We start from the raw sequence: 15,317 nt of genomic DNA on the forward strand, positions 1-15,317 counted from the left end.
TTGTATTGACGCGACGGCATCGCCATCTGTGCCGGGAGACATGTGCGCCGCTCATGCTTTCGGTCGGCGCCATGGCGTCCGATCCCGCATCGCCCTCTGGCTGCCTGCAACCCCCAACGCAAGTGGATGTCGAGCAACGCAATGAATGAATCTGTCGTGCAAGCTGCCGCGGTGCGCCTGGATGTCTGGCTGTGGGCCGCGCGCTTCTTCAAGACCCGCAGCCTGTCCAAGCAGGCGGTGGAAACCGGCAAGGTGGACGTGGCCGGGCAGCGGCCCAAGTCCTCGCGCGCGGTGCGCGTGGGCGAACAGTTGCGCGTGCAGCGCGGCGACGAGGTGTTCGAGATCCAGGTGCTGGGCTTGAGCGACACCCGCGGCCCGGCCAGCGTGGCGCAGGCGCTGTACCAGGAGAGCGAGGCCTCGCGCGAACGCCGCGCGCAACTGCGCGCGCAGCGCAGCGCCGAGCGCAACGGCTACCAAGCCCCGGACGGCAAACCCGACAAGCGCGCCCGCCGCCTGATCCGCGCGCTCGGCGACCTGGACGCGTTGTAGCCGAGTTGGTGCGTTGCCGCGGGGCTGGCCGGCGCGCATGGGTGACGGGGTGGGCTGGGTGCGTGCACGCCGCCTGGGCTGTTGGTGCGGCGACGCTTTCGTAGTGGTGCGGTCGCGGCTGAAGCCGCTCCTACGGCACGCTGACGGCACGCAGTTTATCCCTGGGGGAGCGACGTCAGTCGCGACGATCGAGGTCTGCCCGGGGTGGCCAGCAGTCGGGACGGAAGTCCATCCCACAAGTGCAATTCTGCCGTAATCGGCGACGCCGTCAGCTGCGGAACGATCCGCTGCCATCTCTGGCTCACGTCGATGCACCGCGGCCGCCACCGACACTGGCGACATCGACGGAAACGACAACGCCCCGGCGAGCGGGGCGTTGTCGTGGAGCGAACGGTGTGGCGTCAGGCGGTCAGGTCGAAGCGATCCAGCTGCATCACCTTGGTCCAGGCGGCGACGAAGTCACGCACGAACTTCTCCTGCGCGTCGGCGCTGGCGTAGACCTCGGCCACGGCGCGCAGCACCGAGTTGGAGCCGAACACCAGGTCGGCACGGGTGCCGGTCCACTTCACCGCGCCGCTGTGGCGGTCGCGGCCTTCGTAGACGTCCTTCATCTCCGAGGTCGCCTTCCACTCGGTGCCCATGTCCAGCAGGTTGGCGAAGAAGTCGTTGCTGAGCACGCCCGGGCGATCGGTGAACACGCCATGCGCGGACTGGCCGCTGTTGGCGCCGAGCACGCGCAGGCCACCGACCAGCACGGTCATCTCCGGCGCGGTCAGGGTCAGCAACTGCGCCTTGTCGATCAGCAGCGCTTCGGCCGACAGCGCGTAACGGCGCCTGGCGTAGTTGCGGAAGCCGTCGGCGATCGGTTCCAGCACCGCGAACGACTCCACGTCGGTCTGTTCCTGCGTGGCGTCCATGCGGCCCGGCACGAACGGCACGTCGACGGTCTGCCCGGCCAGCTTGGCCGCCTGTTCCACCGCGGCGACGCCGCCGAGCACGATCAGGTCGGCCAGCGAGATCTTCTTGCCGTCGCGCTGCGCACCGTTGAACTGCGCCTGGACGCGCTCCAGCGTGGCCAGCACCTGCGCCAACTGCGCCGGCTGGTTGACCTCCCAGTCCTTCTGCGGGGCCAGGCGGATGCGCGCGCCATTGGCGCCGCCGCGCATGTCCGAACCGCGGAAGGTGGATGCCGACGCCCAGGCGGTGGACACCAGTTGCGCCACGCTCAGCCCGGAGTCGAGCAGGGTCTGCTTGAGCGCGGCGATGTCCTGCGCGTCGACCAGCGGGTGGTCCACGGCCGGGATCGGGTCCTGCCACAGCAGTTCTTCGGCCGGCACGTCCGGGCCGAGATAGCGCGCGCGCGGGCCCATGTCGCGGTGGGTCAGCTTGAACCAGGCGCGGGCGAAGGCATCGGCGAACTGCTGCGGGTTCTCCAGGAAGCGGCGCGAGATCTTCTCGTAGGCCGGGTCGAAGCGCAGCGCCAGGTCGGTGGTGAGCATGGTCGGCAGGTGCTTCTTCGACGGATCGTGCGCGTCCGGAATCACCGCCTCGGCGTTCTTCGCCACCCACTGGTGCGCGCCGGCCGGGCTCTTGCTCAGTTCCCAGTCGAACTTGAACAGGTGCTCGAAGAACTCGTTGGTCCACTGCGCCGGCTTGGTGGTCCAGGTGACTTCCAGGCCGCTGGTGATGGTGTCGCCGCCCTTGCCGCTGCCGAAGCTGTTGGACCAGCCCAGGCCCTGGCTCTCCAGGTCGGACGCTTCCGGCTCGGCGCCGACGTGGTCGGCCGGGCCGGCGCCATGGGTCTTGCCGAAGGTGTGGCCGCCGGCGATCAGCGCCACGGTCTCTTCGTCGTTCATGGCCATGCGGCCGAAGGTGTCGCGGATGTCCTTGGCCGCCAGCAGCGGATCGGGATTGCCGTCCGGGCCTTCCGGATTGACGTAGATCAGGCCCATCTGCACCGCGGCCAGCGGGTTCTCCAGGTCGCGGCTGTGCTGCACTTCGCTGTCGTCGTCCTTCACCAGCACGCCGTGCGCCTCGTCCACGCCCGGCGAGCCGCGCGAATAGCGTTCGTCGCCGCCAAGCCACTTGGTCTCGCGGCCCCAGTACACGTCCTGGTCGGGCTCCCAGGTGTCGGCGCGGCCGCCGGCGAAGCCGAAGGTCTTGAAGCCCATCGATTCCAGCGCGACGTTGCCGGTGAGGATCAGCAGGTCGGCCCAGGAAATGGCCTGGCCATACTTCTGCTTGATCGGCCACAGCAGGCGCCGGGCCTTGTCCAGGCTGACGTTGTCCGGCCAGCTGTTGAGCGGAGCGAAGCGCTGCTGGCCACGGCCGCCGCCGCCACGGCCGTCGCCGGTGCGGTAGGTGCCGGCGCTGTGCCAGGCCATGCGCACGAACAGCGGGCCGTAGTGGCCGAAGTCGGCCGGCCACCAGTCCTGCGAGTCGGTCATCAGTGCGTGCAGGTCGCGCTTGAGCGCGTCGAGATCGAGTTGCTTGAACGCCTTGGCGTAATCGAACTGCGGATCCAGCGGATTGGAGCGGGCCGAATGCTGGTTGAGCAGGTCCACGCGCAACTGCTTGGGCCACCAGTCGCGATTGCTGGTGCCGCTGCCGCTGGCAGCCTGGTGGAACGGGCATTTCGATTCGCTGGTCATGGGAGGCTGCCTTGATCTGGAGGAACGATATGGGGTGGCGCGACGCCGCGATCATACGGCGGCGGTACGGTGGAACTGGAGACACGATAGGCGGAAGCGGCGATCTATAGAATTCGAATTCTTCTAATCAATCGATAGTTACTGGCTATTGCTTTGATGGCAATGCGGTAACGCGCGCGTGGTGCGTCGACGGCCGCCGAGCGACGGGTCGCGTTCCGGTTGCCTGCGTGGCCGTTCCAGCACGGACGACGCGATGCGCCATCGCATGCCGCATCGAACCGGGCGCTGCGCGCCGCCCTTATATTCAGGCGATCGGCATCACGTCGAAATCGCCGCCCAGGACCCGCTCCAGCCGACCGCTGCGCCAGCCGCGCACGCTGTCGCGCACCAGCGGCGACGGCGCGATCCGGTAGCGCCGGCACACGCGCAACTCGTCCTCGGCCTGTGCCGGGCGCCGTGGCTGTCCGGCCACGTCGGCGGCGACCCGGACCTGGACGGCAAGGCGGCGCAAGGCCGGTTCGTCGGCGTCCTGTTCCTGCACGTGCAGGCCGCTCTCCATTTCCAGCAGGTCCAGCGCGCCGAAGCCGCCGATGGCCAGCCACGCGTGGCCCTGTTCCGGATCCTGCCGCAGCACGTCCACCCGCATGTTGCGCTGTTCGGCCCAGGCCAGATACATCTGCAGCACGCGCTGCCACCACTGGCGCGCATCGGCGCCGTGGCGGTGCAGTTCGCTGGCGCCGATGCGCAGATCCAGCAGCGCATCCTGCGCGCGCTGGTCCTGCAGCGCATCGCAGGCCAGTCGCAGCAGCCACAGCAATTGCGCCAGGCGTCCGACGAACCCGCCATCGGACTGTGCCGCCTGCAGCCGCGCGCGCATGCGTACCGCGCTGTTCAGGGCGCTGTCGATGCGGTCGCGGCGTTCGATGCGGTCCAGCACCTGGAAACGCCCCGGCTGCGACCAGAAATCGCGTTCGCCCATGCTGGCAAAATCGGCATCGCGCGCCTGCTGCCAGGCGTCGCTGGCCTGCAGTGCCTGCAGTGCGCTCAGCGCGGCATCCATCCGCGCCAGCGCTGCCTCGTCGGCCACGGGCGCATACACGATGTCGCGCAGGTCCAGCGGCGCGTCCGCGCGTCCCGCCGCCGATGGCGCCGGCGCCGCGGCGGGCGCGTCCGGGGCGATGAAACGGACGTCCAGGCGATCGCCGGCGCCGCGCACGAACAGGAACTGGTCCCCCTCCGGCGCGGTCTGCTCGACGATGCTGCGCGCCAGGGGGGCGAGCAGATGCTGCTCGATCGCACGCCGCAGCGGCCGCGCGCCCAGGTCCGGGGTGAAGCCGCGGTCGAGCAGGAACTCGATCGCCGACGGTTCCCATTCCACCGCCCAGGCGCGATTGCGCAGGCCGCGCCGGGTCAGCGTGCGATCCAGTTCCTTGTGCAGGATCTCGCGCATCAGCGCGCGGTCCAGCGGGTTGAACAGCACCAGACGATCGAGCCGGTTCACGAACTCGCGGCGGAACGTCTCGTACACCGCCTTTTCCACCGCGCTGCGCGAGTAGCCGCCGGCCACCGTGGCAAAGCCCGGGCCGGCGGCGCGGGCGAGCGTGGCACCGACGTTGCTGGTGAGGATGATGATGCTGTGGCGGAAGTCCGCGGTATTGCCGTTGCGGTCGCTCAGGCGGGCGTCGTCGAAGACCTGCAGGAACAGGTCCCAGACCTTGGGGTGGGCCTTCTCGAACTCGTCCAGCAACACCACCGAGAACGGTTGTTCGCGGATGCGCGCGATCAGCGTGCGTTGCCCGGCGCTGTCGTCGCCGGTGAGCCGGTACAGCGCGTCCTCGCCCTGGAACTCGCTCATGTCCAGGCGCAGCAGGCGCTCGGGGGTGCCGAACAGGAGTTCGCCCAGCGCCTTGGCCAGCTCGGTCTTGCCGGTGCCGGTCGGGCCGGCGAACAGGAACACGCCGATCGGACGACGGCTGTCGATCAGGCCGGCCTTGAGCATGGCGATGCGGTCGAGCAGGGTCTCCACCGCCTCGTCCTGGCCGAGCACGCGCTGGCGGAAGAAGTGGCGCAGCGCGTCCAGATCCAGCCGCTGGCGATCGTCGATCACGTCCAGCGGCAGGCCGCTGCGCCGCGACACGGCCTGCAGCAGGGCTTCGTCGTCCAGCGGCAGGCGCGGCACCTCGGCGCTGGTGGCCGCCTGCAGGGTTTCCTCCAACAACCGCAGCAGCCGCCCCGGCTCATGCTGCTCGGGGAAATACTGCGCGGCCATGCGCTCGGCCTCGGCGAGGGTGTGCGCGTCGATCACTTCCGCCTGCAGCGTCTGCTGCTGCGCCTGCGCCCACTGCGCACCGATCTGGGCCAGTGCGGCGGGTGCCGCCGGCGCCAGCGTCACCACCTCGAAGCGCGACCGCGTCGTCGGCCGTGCCACCTGCAGCTGCGCCAGCTGTTGTGGCGTGATCTCGCCGATCAGGCGCAATTCGCCGCGCTCCAGCGCCGGCATCACCAGGTCGAGGATGCCCCTCGGGTCGCGCGCATGCGCACCCTTGTGCAGCAGGTCGTAGAAGTCCGGCGCGCGCCACAGCGCGCGCTCGCGGTGCAGGACCGCGAGCATTTCGCGGATACGGCCCTCCAGCTCGCCGATGTAGCTCTGCCCGGCGAGGATCTCTGCCGCGGTCGCCTCGAACACCCGCCAGCCTTCCGCCAGCAGGCGTTCGCTCAGCAGGTCGATCAGCACGCTCTTGCCCACACCGTGTTCGCCGACCAGCAGCACCGGTTGCGGCGGGACGGCCGTCACCAGGTCGTAGGCGCGCTGCAGCGCTGCGTCCAGCGTCGGGTGCGGCAGGCGCAGGCGCGGCGGCACCGCGGCCACGACGCGGCCGAAACCGCCCAGCACGCGTTGCTCGCGGCGCTGCGCGCGCGCCTCCTGCAGGCGTTGCAGGAAGGGATCCAGCACCGGCTCCTTGAACCGGCCGAGGATCTCGCCCAGCTTGGCCACTGCGGCATCGTCCAGGCCGTCGACATCCACCGCCCGGTCCGCCGGCGCCTTGCTCGCGGCCCAGTGCAGGTAAGCGCGCAAACGCTGCCGGAACGGGACGACGTCCCACCACCAGTCGCGCGCCTGCCGCAGCAGCACGTGCAGGTGGTCGGCATCCGGCTGCGCCTGCAGGTAGTCGAGCACGAAGTTGAGGGGATACGAGCCCAGGTGCGGCAGCAGTTCCAGCACCGGGTCGAGATCGCTGTTGCGGCGGTGCTGCAGCGCCACGGCCGCCATCGACGGCAATGCCCAGCCGGGGCTGCCGAGCGCCTCGATCACGGCCTGGTCGGAGAACGCCGGACCGGCCAGCAGCGCGGCACCTTGCTCGAACTGCGCGACCCGCGCCAGGTCGGCGGGACTGTGGATCTGGTCGTCCAGCGCTTCCACCTGCTGGCGCAGGCGCTGCACCTGCTGCTCGGGCGCGTCGGCGAGGTCGGCGTCCTGCGCATCGGATGGGGCGCTGCCGGCCGGGGCGGGATCGGGCGGGGCGGCCGAAGTCCGCGCCGAACGCGCATGCCCGAGCACGCGCGACAGCACCGCGCCCACCACGGCGCCGATGACGAACACCAAGATCTCCATGCGGCGCTCCTCAGGACCTGTCGGCGTGGGCGCGGCAGGCCGCGGGCGGGGTGCTTGGCCGGCGTGTCGACATGCGGTGTTCTCTCCTTGTGTGGGCGCGTCCACGCGCGATGGCCCGGCCGCTGCCGCGCTCCCGCCTGGCAGCGGCCGAGTATACGGTCCGCGCACGACGGCACGCGCTGGCACGCGCCATGCGAACGCGGCTGCGCTCGTGTGCGTGCCGCACTATCCTGTCGCGATGACCCAACGCGCCACCCGTCTGCTGCGCCTGCTCGACGCCCTGCGCGGGCGCCGCCGACCCGTGGCCGGGGCGCAGCTCGCCGCCGACCTGGGCGTGAGCCTGCGCACGCTGTACCGCGATATCGCCAGCCTGCGCGGGCAGGGCGCCGACATCCTCGGCGATCCCGGCGTGGGGTATGTGCTGCGCCCGGGCTTCCTGCTGCCGGAGTTGAACTTCAGCGAAGACGAACTGGAGGCGCTGACCCTGGGCGCGCGTTGGGTGGCGAGCCAGGCCGATCCGGAACTGGCGCAGGCGGCGCAGCGCGCCATCGCCCGGATCGGGGCGACGCTGCCGGCGCCGTTGCGGTTGGCGCTGGAGACCAGCGGGTTGCTGGTGCCCGCGGCCCCACCCGCGCAGCCGGCGGCGCCGTGGCTGCCGGTCCTGCGCCGCGGCATCCGCCTGGAACATGTGCTGTACATGGACTACGCCGATGCCGGCGGCGTCGCCTCGCAGCGGCGCATCTGGCCGTTCGCGATGGCCTTCCTGGGCGGCTACGGCATGATCGCGGCGTGGTGCGAACTGCGCGGCGATTTCCGCCATTTCCGTGCCGACCGGGTGCTGGCGCTGCGCGACGACGGCACGCGCTATCCGGACCGCAGGCATCTGCTGATCCGGCGCTGGCGTGCCGCCACCGGACACCGCGTCGGCTCCTGACAGCGGCTGTCAGCAGGGGCGGCGCAGACTGCGCGGCGTCCACCACGGAGTCCGACCATGTCCCACGATCTTGTGCTCTACACCCACCCCATGTCGCGCGGCCGCATCGCGCGCTGGATGCTCGAAGAAACCGGCCTGGCGTACCGCGCGCAGATCCTCGACTACGGCACCGGCATGAAGGCGCCGGACTATCTGGCGATCAATCCGATGGGCAAGGTGCCGGCGCTGGTCCACGGCACCACGACCGTCACCGAGAACGCGGCGATCTGCGCCTACCTGGCCGATCTGGTGCCGGAACGGCAACTGGCGCCGCCGCTGGGGTCGTCGGCGCGGGGAGACTACTACCGCTGGCTGTTCCTGCTGGCCGGGCCGGCCGAAGCCTTCCTGACCGCGCAACAGCACGGCACGCTGGCGCCGGCGCACAGCGCGGGCTACGGCCATGGCGAGGACTTGCTGGACATGCTGGAGCAGGGCGTCGCCGGTCGCGAGTACCTGGCCGGCGACCGCTTCAGCGCGGCCGACCTGTATGCCGCCGCGTTCCTCGGCTTCTACACGCGCATCGGCGTGCTGCAGGCGCGGCCGGCGTTCGTCGCGTTCGTGCAGCGGCACCTGGCGCGGCCGGCGGCGCAGCGTGCCGCGGCCATCGACGATGCGTTGGTGGCTGCGCATCCGAATCCGTTCATGCCGCGTCCTAGCGCGGTGCCGGCGAGCGTCTAGCGGACTGTGGAGCACTGGCGGCTGGGTATGCCGTGTGGCCGGACCCTCACCCCAACCCCCTCCCGGAGGGAGAGGGGCTCTAGCGCTTCCCTTCTCCCGCTGGGACCATGGCCCCCTTTTTGGGGGAAGGTGCCCCGCAGGGGCGGATGAGGGTACGAGCGAAGTTTCGTGCACCCAAACACTGCGAGACGCTTCGCGCCGGACCCTCACCCCAACCCCTCTCCCGGTGGGAGAGGGGCTACGGCGCACGCCGCGTTACAGCAGCGACTTGAGCCGGTACAGCGCTTCCAGCGCCTGCTTGGGCGTGAGTTCGTCCGGATCCAGTGCGGCCAGCGCTTCCTGCGCGGCGGACGGCGTGGCCGCGAACAGGCCGAACTGTTGCGGCGCGTCCAGCGCCTGCGGTGCCATCTGCGAGGCATGGCTCTCGCCGCCGCGCTGCTCCAGTTCCGCCAGGCGCCGCCGCGCCTGCGCCACGGTGGCCTTGGGCAGGCCGGCCAGCGCCGCCACCTGCAGGCCGAAACTGCGGTTGGCCGGGCCGTCCTTGACCGCATGCATGAACACCAGGCGGTCGCCGTGCTCAACCGCGTCCAGGTGCACGTTGGCGATGCCGCTGGGGCCGCCTTCGACCGATTCGTCGGCCAGCGCGGTCAGCTCGAAATAGTGCGTGGCGAACAGCGTGTAGCAGCGGTTGTGGTGGGCGAGGTGGCGCGCCACCGCATCGGCCAGGGCCAGGCCGTCGTAGGTGGAGGTGCCGCGGCCGATCTCGTCCATCAGCACCAGCGACTGCGCGGTGGCGTGGTGCAGGATGTAGCTGGTCTCGGCCATCTCGACCATGAAGGTGGACTGGCCGCGGGCCAGGTCGTCGCCGGCGCCGATGCGGGTGAGGATGCGGTCGATCGGGCCGATCACCGCGCGCCGTGCCGGCACGTAGCTGCCGATGTGCGCGAGCAGCACGATCAGCGCGTTCTGGCGCATGTAGGTCGACTTACCGCCCATGTTCGGGCCGGTGATCACCAGCATGCGCCGGTCGGGGTGCAGGTCCAGGTCGTTGGGTTCGAACGGCTGCTCGCGCACCGCTTCCACCACCGGGTGGCGGCCGCGTTCGATACGCAGGCAGGCGCCGCTGTCCAGCTCCGGCTGGGTCCAGTCCAGTGCCTGTGCGCGTTCGGCGAAGCTGGCCAGCACGTCCAGCTCGCTGAGCGCGGCGGCGGCGCGCTTGAGCGGCTCCAGGCGCTCGCCCAGCGTGTCCAGCAGGCCTTCGTAGAGCAGCTTCTCGCGCGACAGCGCGCGCTCGCGTGCCGACAGCACCTTGTCCTCGAAGTTCTTCAGTTCTTCGGTGATGTAGCGCTCGGCGTTGGTCAGGGTCTGGCGCCGGCTGTAGTGCACCGGCGCCTTGTCGGCCTGGCCCTTGCTGATCTCGATGTAGTAACCGTGCACGCGGTTGTAGCCGACCTTCAGCGTGGCGATGCCGCTGCTGGCGCGTTCGCGCGCTTCCAGGTCGATCAGGAACTGGTCGGCGTGGGTGCTGAGCCGGCGCAGCTCGTCCAGCTCGGCGTCGTAGTCGGCGGCGATGACGCCGCCGTCGCTGAGCTTGAGCGGCGGCTGCTCGGCGATCGCCGAGGCCAGCAGGTGCGCGATCTCGTCGTGCTGGCCCAGCTCCGCCGCCAGTGCCGCCAGTCGCGGCGAATCCAGCGGCGCCAGGATTGCGCGCACCTTCGGCAACAGGCCCAGGCCATCGCGCAGGGTGGAGAAGTCGCGCGGGCGCGCCGAACGCAGGGCGACGCGGGTGAGGATGCGCTCGACATCGCCGAGCGCGCGGAACGCCTCGCGCAGGTCGGCATCGGCACCACGATCGATCAACGTGCCGACCGCGTGGTGACGCTGCACCAGCACCTCGCGCAGGCGCAACGGACGGTGCAGCCAGCGCCGCAGCAGGCGCCCGCCCATCGGCGTCACCGTGCTGTCGAGCACGCCGAGCAGGGTATTGCGGGTGTCGCCGTCGACGCGCGTGTCCAGTTCCAGGTGGCGGCGGGTGGCCGCGTTCATCGCGATCGCCTCGCCGGCGGTCTCCATCGCGATCGCGGTCAGGTGCGGCAGGCGCTGCTTCTGGGTTTCCTCCACGTAGCCGAGCAAGGCGCCGGCGGCGGCGGTGGCGCGCGGCTTGTCGTCGATGCCGAAGCCGCTCAGATCGTGCAACTGGAAGAACGCCAGCAACTGGCGACGGCCGCTGTCGGCGTCGAACAGCCACGGTGGCCGGCGGCGCACGCCGCGGCGCTCGCGCAGGAATTCCGGCCACTGGTCCTCGTCGGGCACCAGCAGCTCGGCCGGCTCCAGCCGCGCCAGTTCCGCTTCCAGCGCGTCCTCGCTGTCCACCTCGTTGACCAGGAAGCGGCCGCCGGCCAGGTCGGCCCAGGCCAGGCCGTAGCCCTGCTTGGTGCGCGCGATGGCCATCAGCAAGGTGTCGCGGCGCTCGTCCAGCAAGGCCTCGTCGGTCACCGTGCCGGGGGTGACGATTCGCACCACCTTGCGCTCGACCAGGCCCTTGGCCAGGGCTGGGTCGCCGATCTGCTCGCAGATCGCCACCGACTCGCCCAGCGCCACCAGCCGCGCCAGATAGCCTTCGTAGGCATGCACCGGCACCCCGGCCATCGGAATCGGCGCACCGCCGGAACTGCCGCGCTGGGTCAGGGTGATGTCCAGCAGCCGCGCGGCCTTGCGCGCGTCGTCGTAGAACAGTTCGTAGAAATCGCCCATGCGGAAGAACAGCAACAGGTCCGGATACTCGGACTTGGCGGCGAAGAACTGCTTCATCAGCGGGGTGTGTTCGGGGACTTTCTCGGAGGTCATGGCGCCTTCGTGCGGACGTGCGGGGCGGCAGCGCATGGGATGCGCCGCCGCTGCGACAGGGGCATGGGGCGGCAGGCCGCCCGTGGGGGAGGCAAGTTTAGTGGATTGGGGTTGCGGGCGACCTATCCGCGTTGCCGCCGCCCACGCTGGATGGAGCGCGGCGCGCGATCGGACGCGCAGGTGCCGCCCGGAGATTGAGCGCCGGTTGCCGATCAAGCAGTAGTGGAGCGCGGCCATGCTGGGCATGGCCGCGGCATCGCTCAGGCCACGAACGGACGCGACCGCGCGCGTTCCACCGGCAGTACCAGTCGCGCCGATGCCAACCCCGGCGCCGTGGCCTCCAGCGTCAGCGTGCCCGTCGCGCGCGTGGTCTGCAGCAACGCCATGCACAGGCCGTTGAAGGCGCGGCGCTGGTCGGCCTTGTCGCGTTCGTGGCTGGACGGGTCGCCATTGCCCACGCCGATCAGGCGGCCGGGACCGCGGACGGCGAAGTGCACGGTGTCGCCGGCGGTGGGCACGATGCGGCCCAGCGCGTCGACGATCTCCACCGCGATCACGGCCACATCCTCGGCGTCGGCCAGCAGATTCGCCCGATCGCAGCGCAGGCGGACCGCGGCCGGCGCGCCGACGGTTTCGCGGCGTTGCGTCAGCACCTGCTTGCCGTCACGGTAGCCGCGCGCTTCGATGCGGCCGGGCGCGTAGCGCACGCGCCACTCGACGTGGCCGTAGGCCGGCACCTGCTGCAGGCCCTGGCTAACGCCGTTGACCAGCAGTTCCACCGCGTCCAGGTTGCTGTGGCACCAGACGTCGACCATGCCGTTGTCGCGCTCGTCCAGCAGGCCGTCCCAGTTCCAGTGCGGGAACAGGTGCAGCACCGGTTCGGCGGTCCATTGCGCGCGGTAGTACCAGTAGTTGTCCTTGGGGAAGCCGCAACTGTCGAGGATGCCGAACTGCGAGGCCACGTTCGGCCAGCGGTTATACGGGGTCGGCTCGCCGCGGTAATCGAAGCCGGTCCAGACGAAGCCGCCGGCGATGTACGGGCGCTGCGCGACATAGCTCCACCAGGCTTCGGCGCTGCTGGCCCACCAGGGGTAGTCGAGGTCGTAGGCGCGGGCATAGCCGCGCACGTCGTCGGTGCGGTAGTTGCCGCGCACGCCGACGGTGCTGCCGGTCTCGCTGCCGTAGACCGGGATCTGCGGATGGCGCGCATGGAAGGCGTCCATCTGCGTGGTGCGGTAGTTGAAGCCGACCACGTCCACGACCTGGCCGACGCCGTCGTCGAAACCCTTGTCCATGGCGAAGGTGGTGGGCCGGGTCGGGTCCAGCCGCCGCACCAGGCGCTGCATGCGCGCGACGATGCGCGCGCCGCGCGCGGTGACCATCTGCGGCTCTTCGTTGCCCAGCGACCACAGCATCACGCAGGGATGGTTGCGGCCGCGCCGCACCATCGCGGTCAGTTCGGCCATGGCCTCGTCGTCGGAGGACATGCGCCGGGTTTCGTCGATCAGCAGCAGGCCCAGCCGGTCGCACAGCTCCAGCACCGCCGGCGAGGCCGGGTTGTGCGCGCTGCGGTAGGCATTGCAGCCCATCGACTTGAGCTGGCGCAGGCGCCATTCGTGCAGGCGGTCGGGAATGGCGGTGCCGACGCCGGCATGGTCCTGGTGGTTGTTGGTGCCGTGCAGCTTGTAGGCCGCGCCATTGAGCAGCAGGCCGCGCTGCGGATCGAACTGCAGGCGGCGCACGCCGAAGTGCGTGCTGGTCGCATCGCAGGTGCGACCGTCGCCGATCAGGCGCGTGGACAGCGTGTAGCGTTGTGGGTTTTCCGGCGACCACGGCGCGGGCGTGCCCAGCTCCAGGGTCTGCTGCACGCGCTGCACCACGCCCGGTTCGACCGTGACCGGCGCCGAGCTGGCCTGGGCGACGATGCGCCCGTCGGGCGAGCGGATCACCGACACGACGCTGCACTGGCGTGGCGTGGCGCCGTTGTTGCCCAGTTCGGTTTCCACCAGGGCCTGCGCGTCGCCGCCGTCCCAGGCGCTGCGCACGTACACGCCGTCCACCGGCACGTGCAGCGCATCGGTGGTGCGCAGCCAGACGTGGCGGTAGATGCCGGCGCCCTCGTAGAACCAGCCTTCGCCGAGGGTGGCGTCCACGCGCACGGCGATGATGTTCCGGGCGCCGTAGTCGAGCACGTCGCTGAGGTCGACCTCGAAGCCGCAGTAGCCGCTGCCGTTGCGGCCGACGATGTGGCCGTTGCAGAACACGATGCAATCACGGAACACGCCGTCGAATTCCAGGCTGATGCGCTTGCCCAGGTCCTCGGCTGGAATCTCCAGCACGCGGCGGTACCAGCCGATGCTGGTCTGCGGATCGGTGCGGCCCAGCGGCGTGTAGCCATGCGCGGCGGCCGGGTCTTCGCCGTTGACCAGGGTGGAGCTCGGGTCCTGGCGCGGCGGCAGCGCCACCGCCCAGTCGTGCGGCAGGTCGATGCGCTCCCAGTCGCTGTCGTCGAAGCCGAGCAGGGCGGCGTCGGCGGTGTCCTTGCCGGCCTTGGCGTAGGTGCGCTGGAAGGTGCCGAAATGGAAGTCGCGTGCCGGATCGTCGGCGTGGCCGAGATGGAAACGCCAGCCGCCATCGCACAGCAGGCGCCGGCGCGGTGCGTCGTCGTCCAGGTCCAGCGGCAGTGGCGGCATGGCGTTGTCGCTGGCAGGCGCAGCCGCGAGCGCGGCCGGCGCCAGGGCCGCAGCGGCACCGGGGACCGCCACCTGCACGCCGCCGGCGACCAGCGAGCGCAGCAGGTCGCGGCGGCTCAGTTCGATCATGGCCGCGCGTCCTGCGCCGGCGTGGCACTCTTGCCGGTCGTCGTGGCCGGTGCCGGCCGGTAGGCGTGCCGCATGAAGCCGATGCCGGGCAGCAGTTCGTTGCCGTGGCGGAAATCGAAGAAGCTGGCGTTCTCCCACGAGGAGCCGACGCCCCAGCGGGTCTTGCACTGGTTGCTGGTCCAGGCCGGTTCCCAGTACACGACGCCGCTGCCGCCGTTGTCGACCACCAGTTGCGTGAGGTCAACCAGGTACTTCAGTTGGCCCTGCGGCGTGGCCGGGTAGCCCTTGATCAGCGAGTCGGCGCCGAGCAGGTTGGGCGAGGGGTCGCCGCTTTCCAGCGTCCACGGATAGGCGGTCTCCACCACCATCACTTCGGCTGGATAGCGCTGGCGCAGGCGCTTGATGGTGGCGCCCAGCTGGTCCATGGTCTCGCGCGACCACTTGCGGTAGTAGCTGATGCCGATGAAGTCGAAGTCGCGTACGCCGGCCTTGGCCGCGGCGGCGAACCACGGCTCCACGTTCTCCGGCTGGGCGATGTGCAGCATCACCTTGGGCTTGATCGTCGAGCGCGCGCCGGCGTCGCGCACCGCCTGGATGCCGGCGTTGAACAGCTTGGCGTTGCGGCTCCAGTCGATCGGCCGGCGCTTGTCCCAGGGCTGGCTGTCCATCAGGTCGGAATTGCTCTCGTTGCCGACCTGCACCAGTTCCGGCATCAGCCCGGCGCGGTCCAGCGCGCTCAGCGTGTCGTAGGTGAAGCCGTACAGCGTGCGCGCCAGTTCGTCCTGGTCGGTGATGCTGGCCCAGGCCTTGGGGATCAGTTGCTTGTCGCCGTCGGCCCAGTCGTCGGAGTAGTGGAAGTCCAGCAGCACCTGCATGCCCTGCGCGCGCGCGCGGCGGATGGTCTTCTTGACGTCGCTCAGGTCGCTGTAGCGGGTCCAGCGCGCATCGTTCCACAGGCGCACGCGCACCAGGTTGGCGCCGTGCGCGTGGAACAGCTCGAACGGGTCGCGCACCGCGCCGTGGTCGCGGTATTGCACGCCGCAATCCTCCATCTCGTTGACGTAGGACAGGTCGGCGCCGAGGTACAGCGTGCCGGCGCCGGCCATGGGCGCGGTGAGGGCGGTGGCGAGGGCCAGCGCGAGCGCTGGCAGCCAGGTGCGTCTGGATCGCATGCGGGTCTCCAC

At 70.5% G+C, this 15,317-nt stretch carries 8 protein-coding genes; 3 read left to right on the plus strand and 5 right to left on the minus strand.

The window, feature by feature from the left end; translation table 11 throughout:
• The first annotated feature begins 141 nt into the window (after positions 1 to 141).
• Entirely contained in the window at positions 142 to 549 is a 408-nt protein-coding gene (locus M3U25_RS01715; protein ID WP_160947682.1) for a S4 domain-containing protein, read from the plus strand.
• Positions 550 to 950: 401 nt separating this feature from the next.
• Here M3U25_RS01715 and katG read toward each other — a convergent pair whose 3' ends face one another.
• A complete protein-coding gene (katG, locus tag M3U25_RS01720; RefSeq protein ID WP_355495582.1) occupies positions 951 to 3,200 on the minus strand; it encodes a catalase/peroxidase HPI in 2,250 nt (749 codons plus the stop codon).
• 304 nt (positions 3,201 to 3,504) lie between these two features.
• The gene (locus M3U25_RS01725) at positions 3,505 to 6,813 is read right to left on the minus strand and encodes an AAA family ATPase (RefSeq protein ID WP_242082179.1); all 3,309 of its coding nucleotides are present in this window, start codon (positions 6,811 to 6,813) and stop codon (positions 3,505 to 3,507) included.
• A gap of 238 nt (positions 6,814 to 7,051) precedes the next feature.
• On the opposite strand from M3U25_RS01725, the gene M3U25_RS01730 reads away from it, so the two are divergent.
• Both M3U25_RS01730 and M3U25_RS01735 read left to right on the plus strand, forming a co-directional pair.
• On the plus strand, positions 7,052 to 7,747 hold the full coding sequence (locus tag M3U25_RS01730; protein WP_355495579.1) for a YafY family protein: 696 nt from the start codon (positions 7,052 to 7,054) through the stop codon (positions 7,745 to 7,747).
• Between the two features lie 57 nt (positions 7,748 to 7,804).
• Positions 7,805 to 8,464, plus strand: coding sequence for a glutathione S-transferase family protein (locus tag M3U25_RS01735; protein WP_355495576.1), 660 nt, complete (start codon positions 7,805 to 7,807; stop codon positions 8,462 to 8,464).
• Between the two features lie 255 nt (positions 8,465 to 8,719).
• On the opposite strand, the gene mutS is transcribed toward M3U25_RS01735, so the two are convergent.
• The 3 genes from mutS to M3U25_RS01750 all read right to left on the minus strand — a co-directional run bounded on the left by mutS (position 8,720) and on the right by M3U25_RS01750 (position 15,305).
• Positions 8,720 to 11,311: a DNA mismatch repair protein MutS gene (gene mutS / locus M3U25_RS01740; protein WP_355495573.1), complete on the minus strand. Its 2,592-nt coding sequence runs from the start codon at positions 11,309 to 11,311 to the stop codon at positions 8,720 to 8,722.
• A 260-nt stretch (positions 11,312 to 11,571) separates the two neighbouring features.
• Complete coding sequence (galA, locus tag M3U25_RS01745) at positions 11,572 to 14,133, minus strand: beta-galactosidase GalA (RefSeq protein WP_355495568.1); 2,562 nt, start codon at positions 14,131 to 14,133, stop codon at positions 11,572 to 11,574.
• A complete protein-coding gene (locus M3U25_RS01750) occupies positions 14,130 to 15,305 on the minus strand; it encodes an arabinogalactan endo-1,4-beta-galactosidase (protein ID WP_355495565.1) in 1,176 nt (391 codons plus the stop codon). Before M3U25_RS01750 ends, galA begins: the two co-directional genes overlap by 4 nt.
• Between the last annotated feature and the right edge of the window lie 12 nt (positions 15,306 to 15,317).

This window comes from Xanthomonas sp. PPL134, from assembly GCF_040595915.1.
In the GTDB taxonomy this organism is placed as follows: domain Bacteria; phylum Pseudomonadota; class Gammaproteobacteria; order Xanthomonadales; family Xanthomonadaceae; genus Xanthomonas_A; species Xanthomonas_A indica.

Bases quoted from the DNA above. Each gene is read 5' to 3' on its own strand.
- M3U25_RS01715 (WP_160947682.1), top strand. From the start codon at position 142: ATGAATGAATCTGTCGTGCAAGCTGCCGCGGTGCGCCTGGATGTCTGG.
- katG (WP_355495582.1), bottom strand. From the start codon at position 3,200: ATGACCAGCGAATCGAAATGCCCGTTCCACCAGGCTGCCAGCGGCAGC.
- M3U25_RS01725 (WP_242082179.1), bottom strand. From the start codon at position 6,813: ATGGAGATCTTGGTGTTCGTCATCGGCGCCGTGGTGGGCGCGGTGCTG.
- M3U25_RS01730 (WP_355495579.1), top strand. From the start codon at position 7,052: ATGACCCAACGCGCCACCCGTCTGCTGCGCCTGCTCGACGCCCTGCGC.
- M3U25_RS01735 (WP_355495576.1), top strand. From the start codon at position 7,805: ATGTCCCACGATCTTGTGCTCTACACCCACCCCATGTCGCGCGGCCGC.
- mutS (WP_355495573.1), bottom strand. From the start codon at position 11,311: ATGACCTCCGAGAAAGTCCCCGAACACACCCCGCTGATGAAGCAGTTC.
- galA (WP_355495568.1), bottom strand. From the start codon at position 14,133: ATGATCGAACTGAGCCGCCGCGACCTGCTGCGCTCGCTGGTCGCCGGC.
- M3U25_RS01750 (WP_355495565.1), bottom strand. From the start codon at position 15,305: ATGCGATCCAGACGCACCTGGCTGCCAGCGCTCGCGCTGGCCCTCGCC.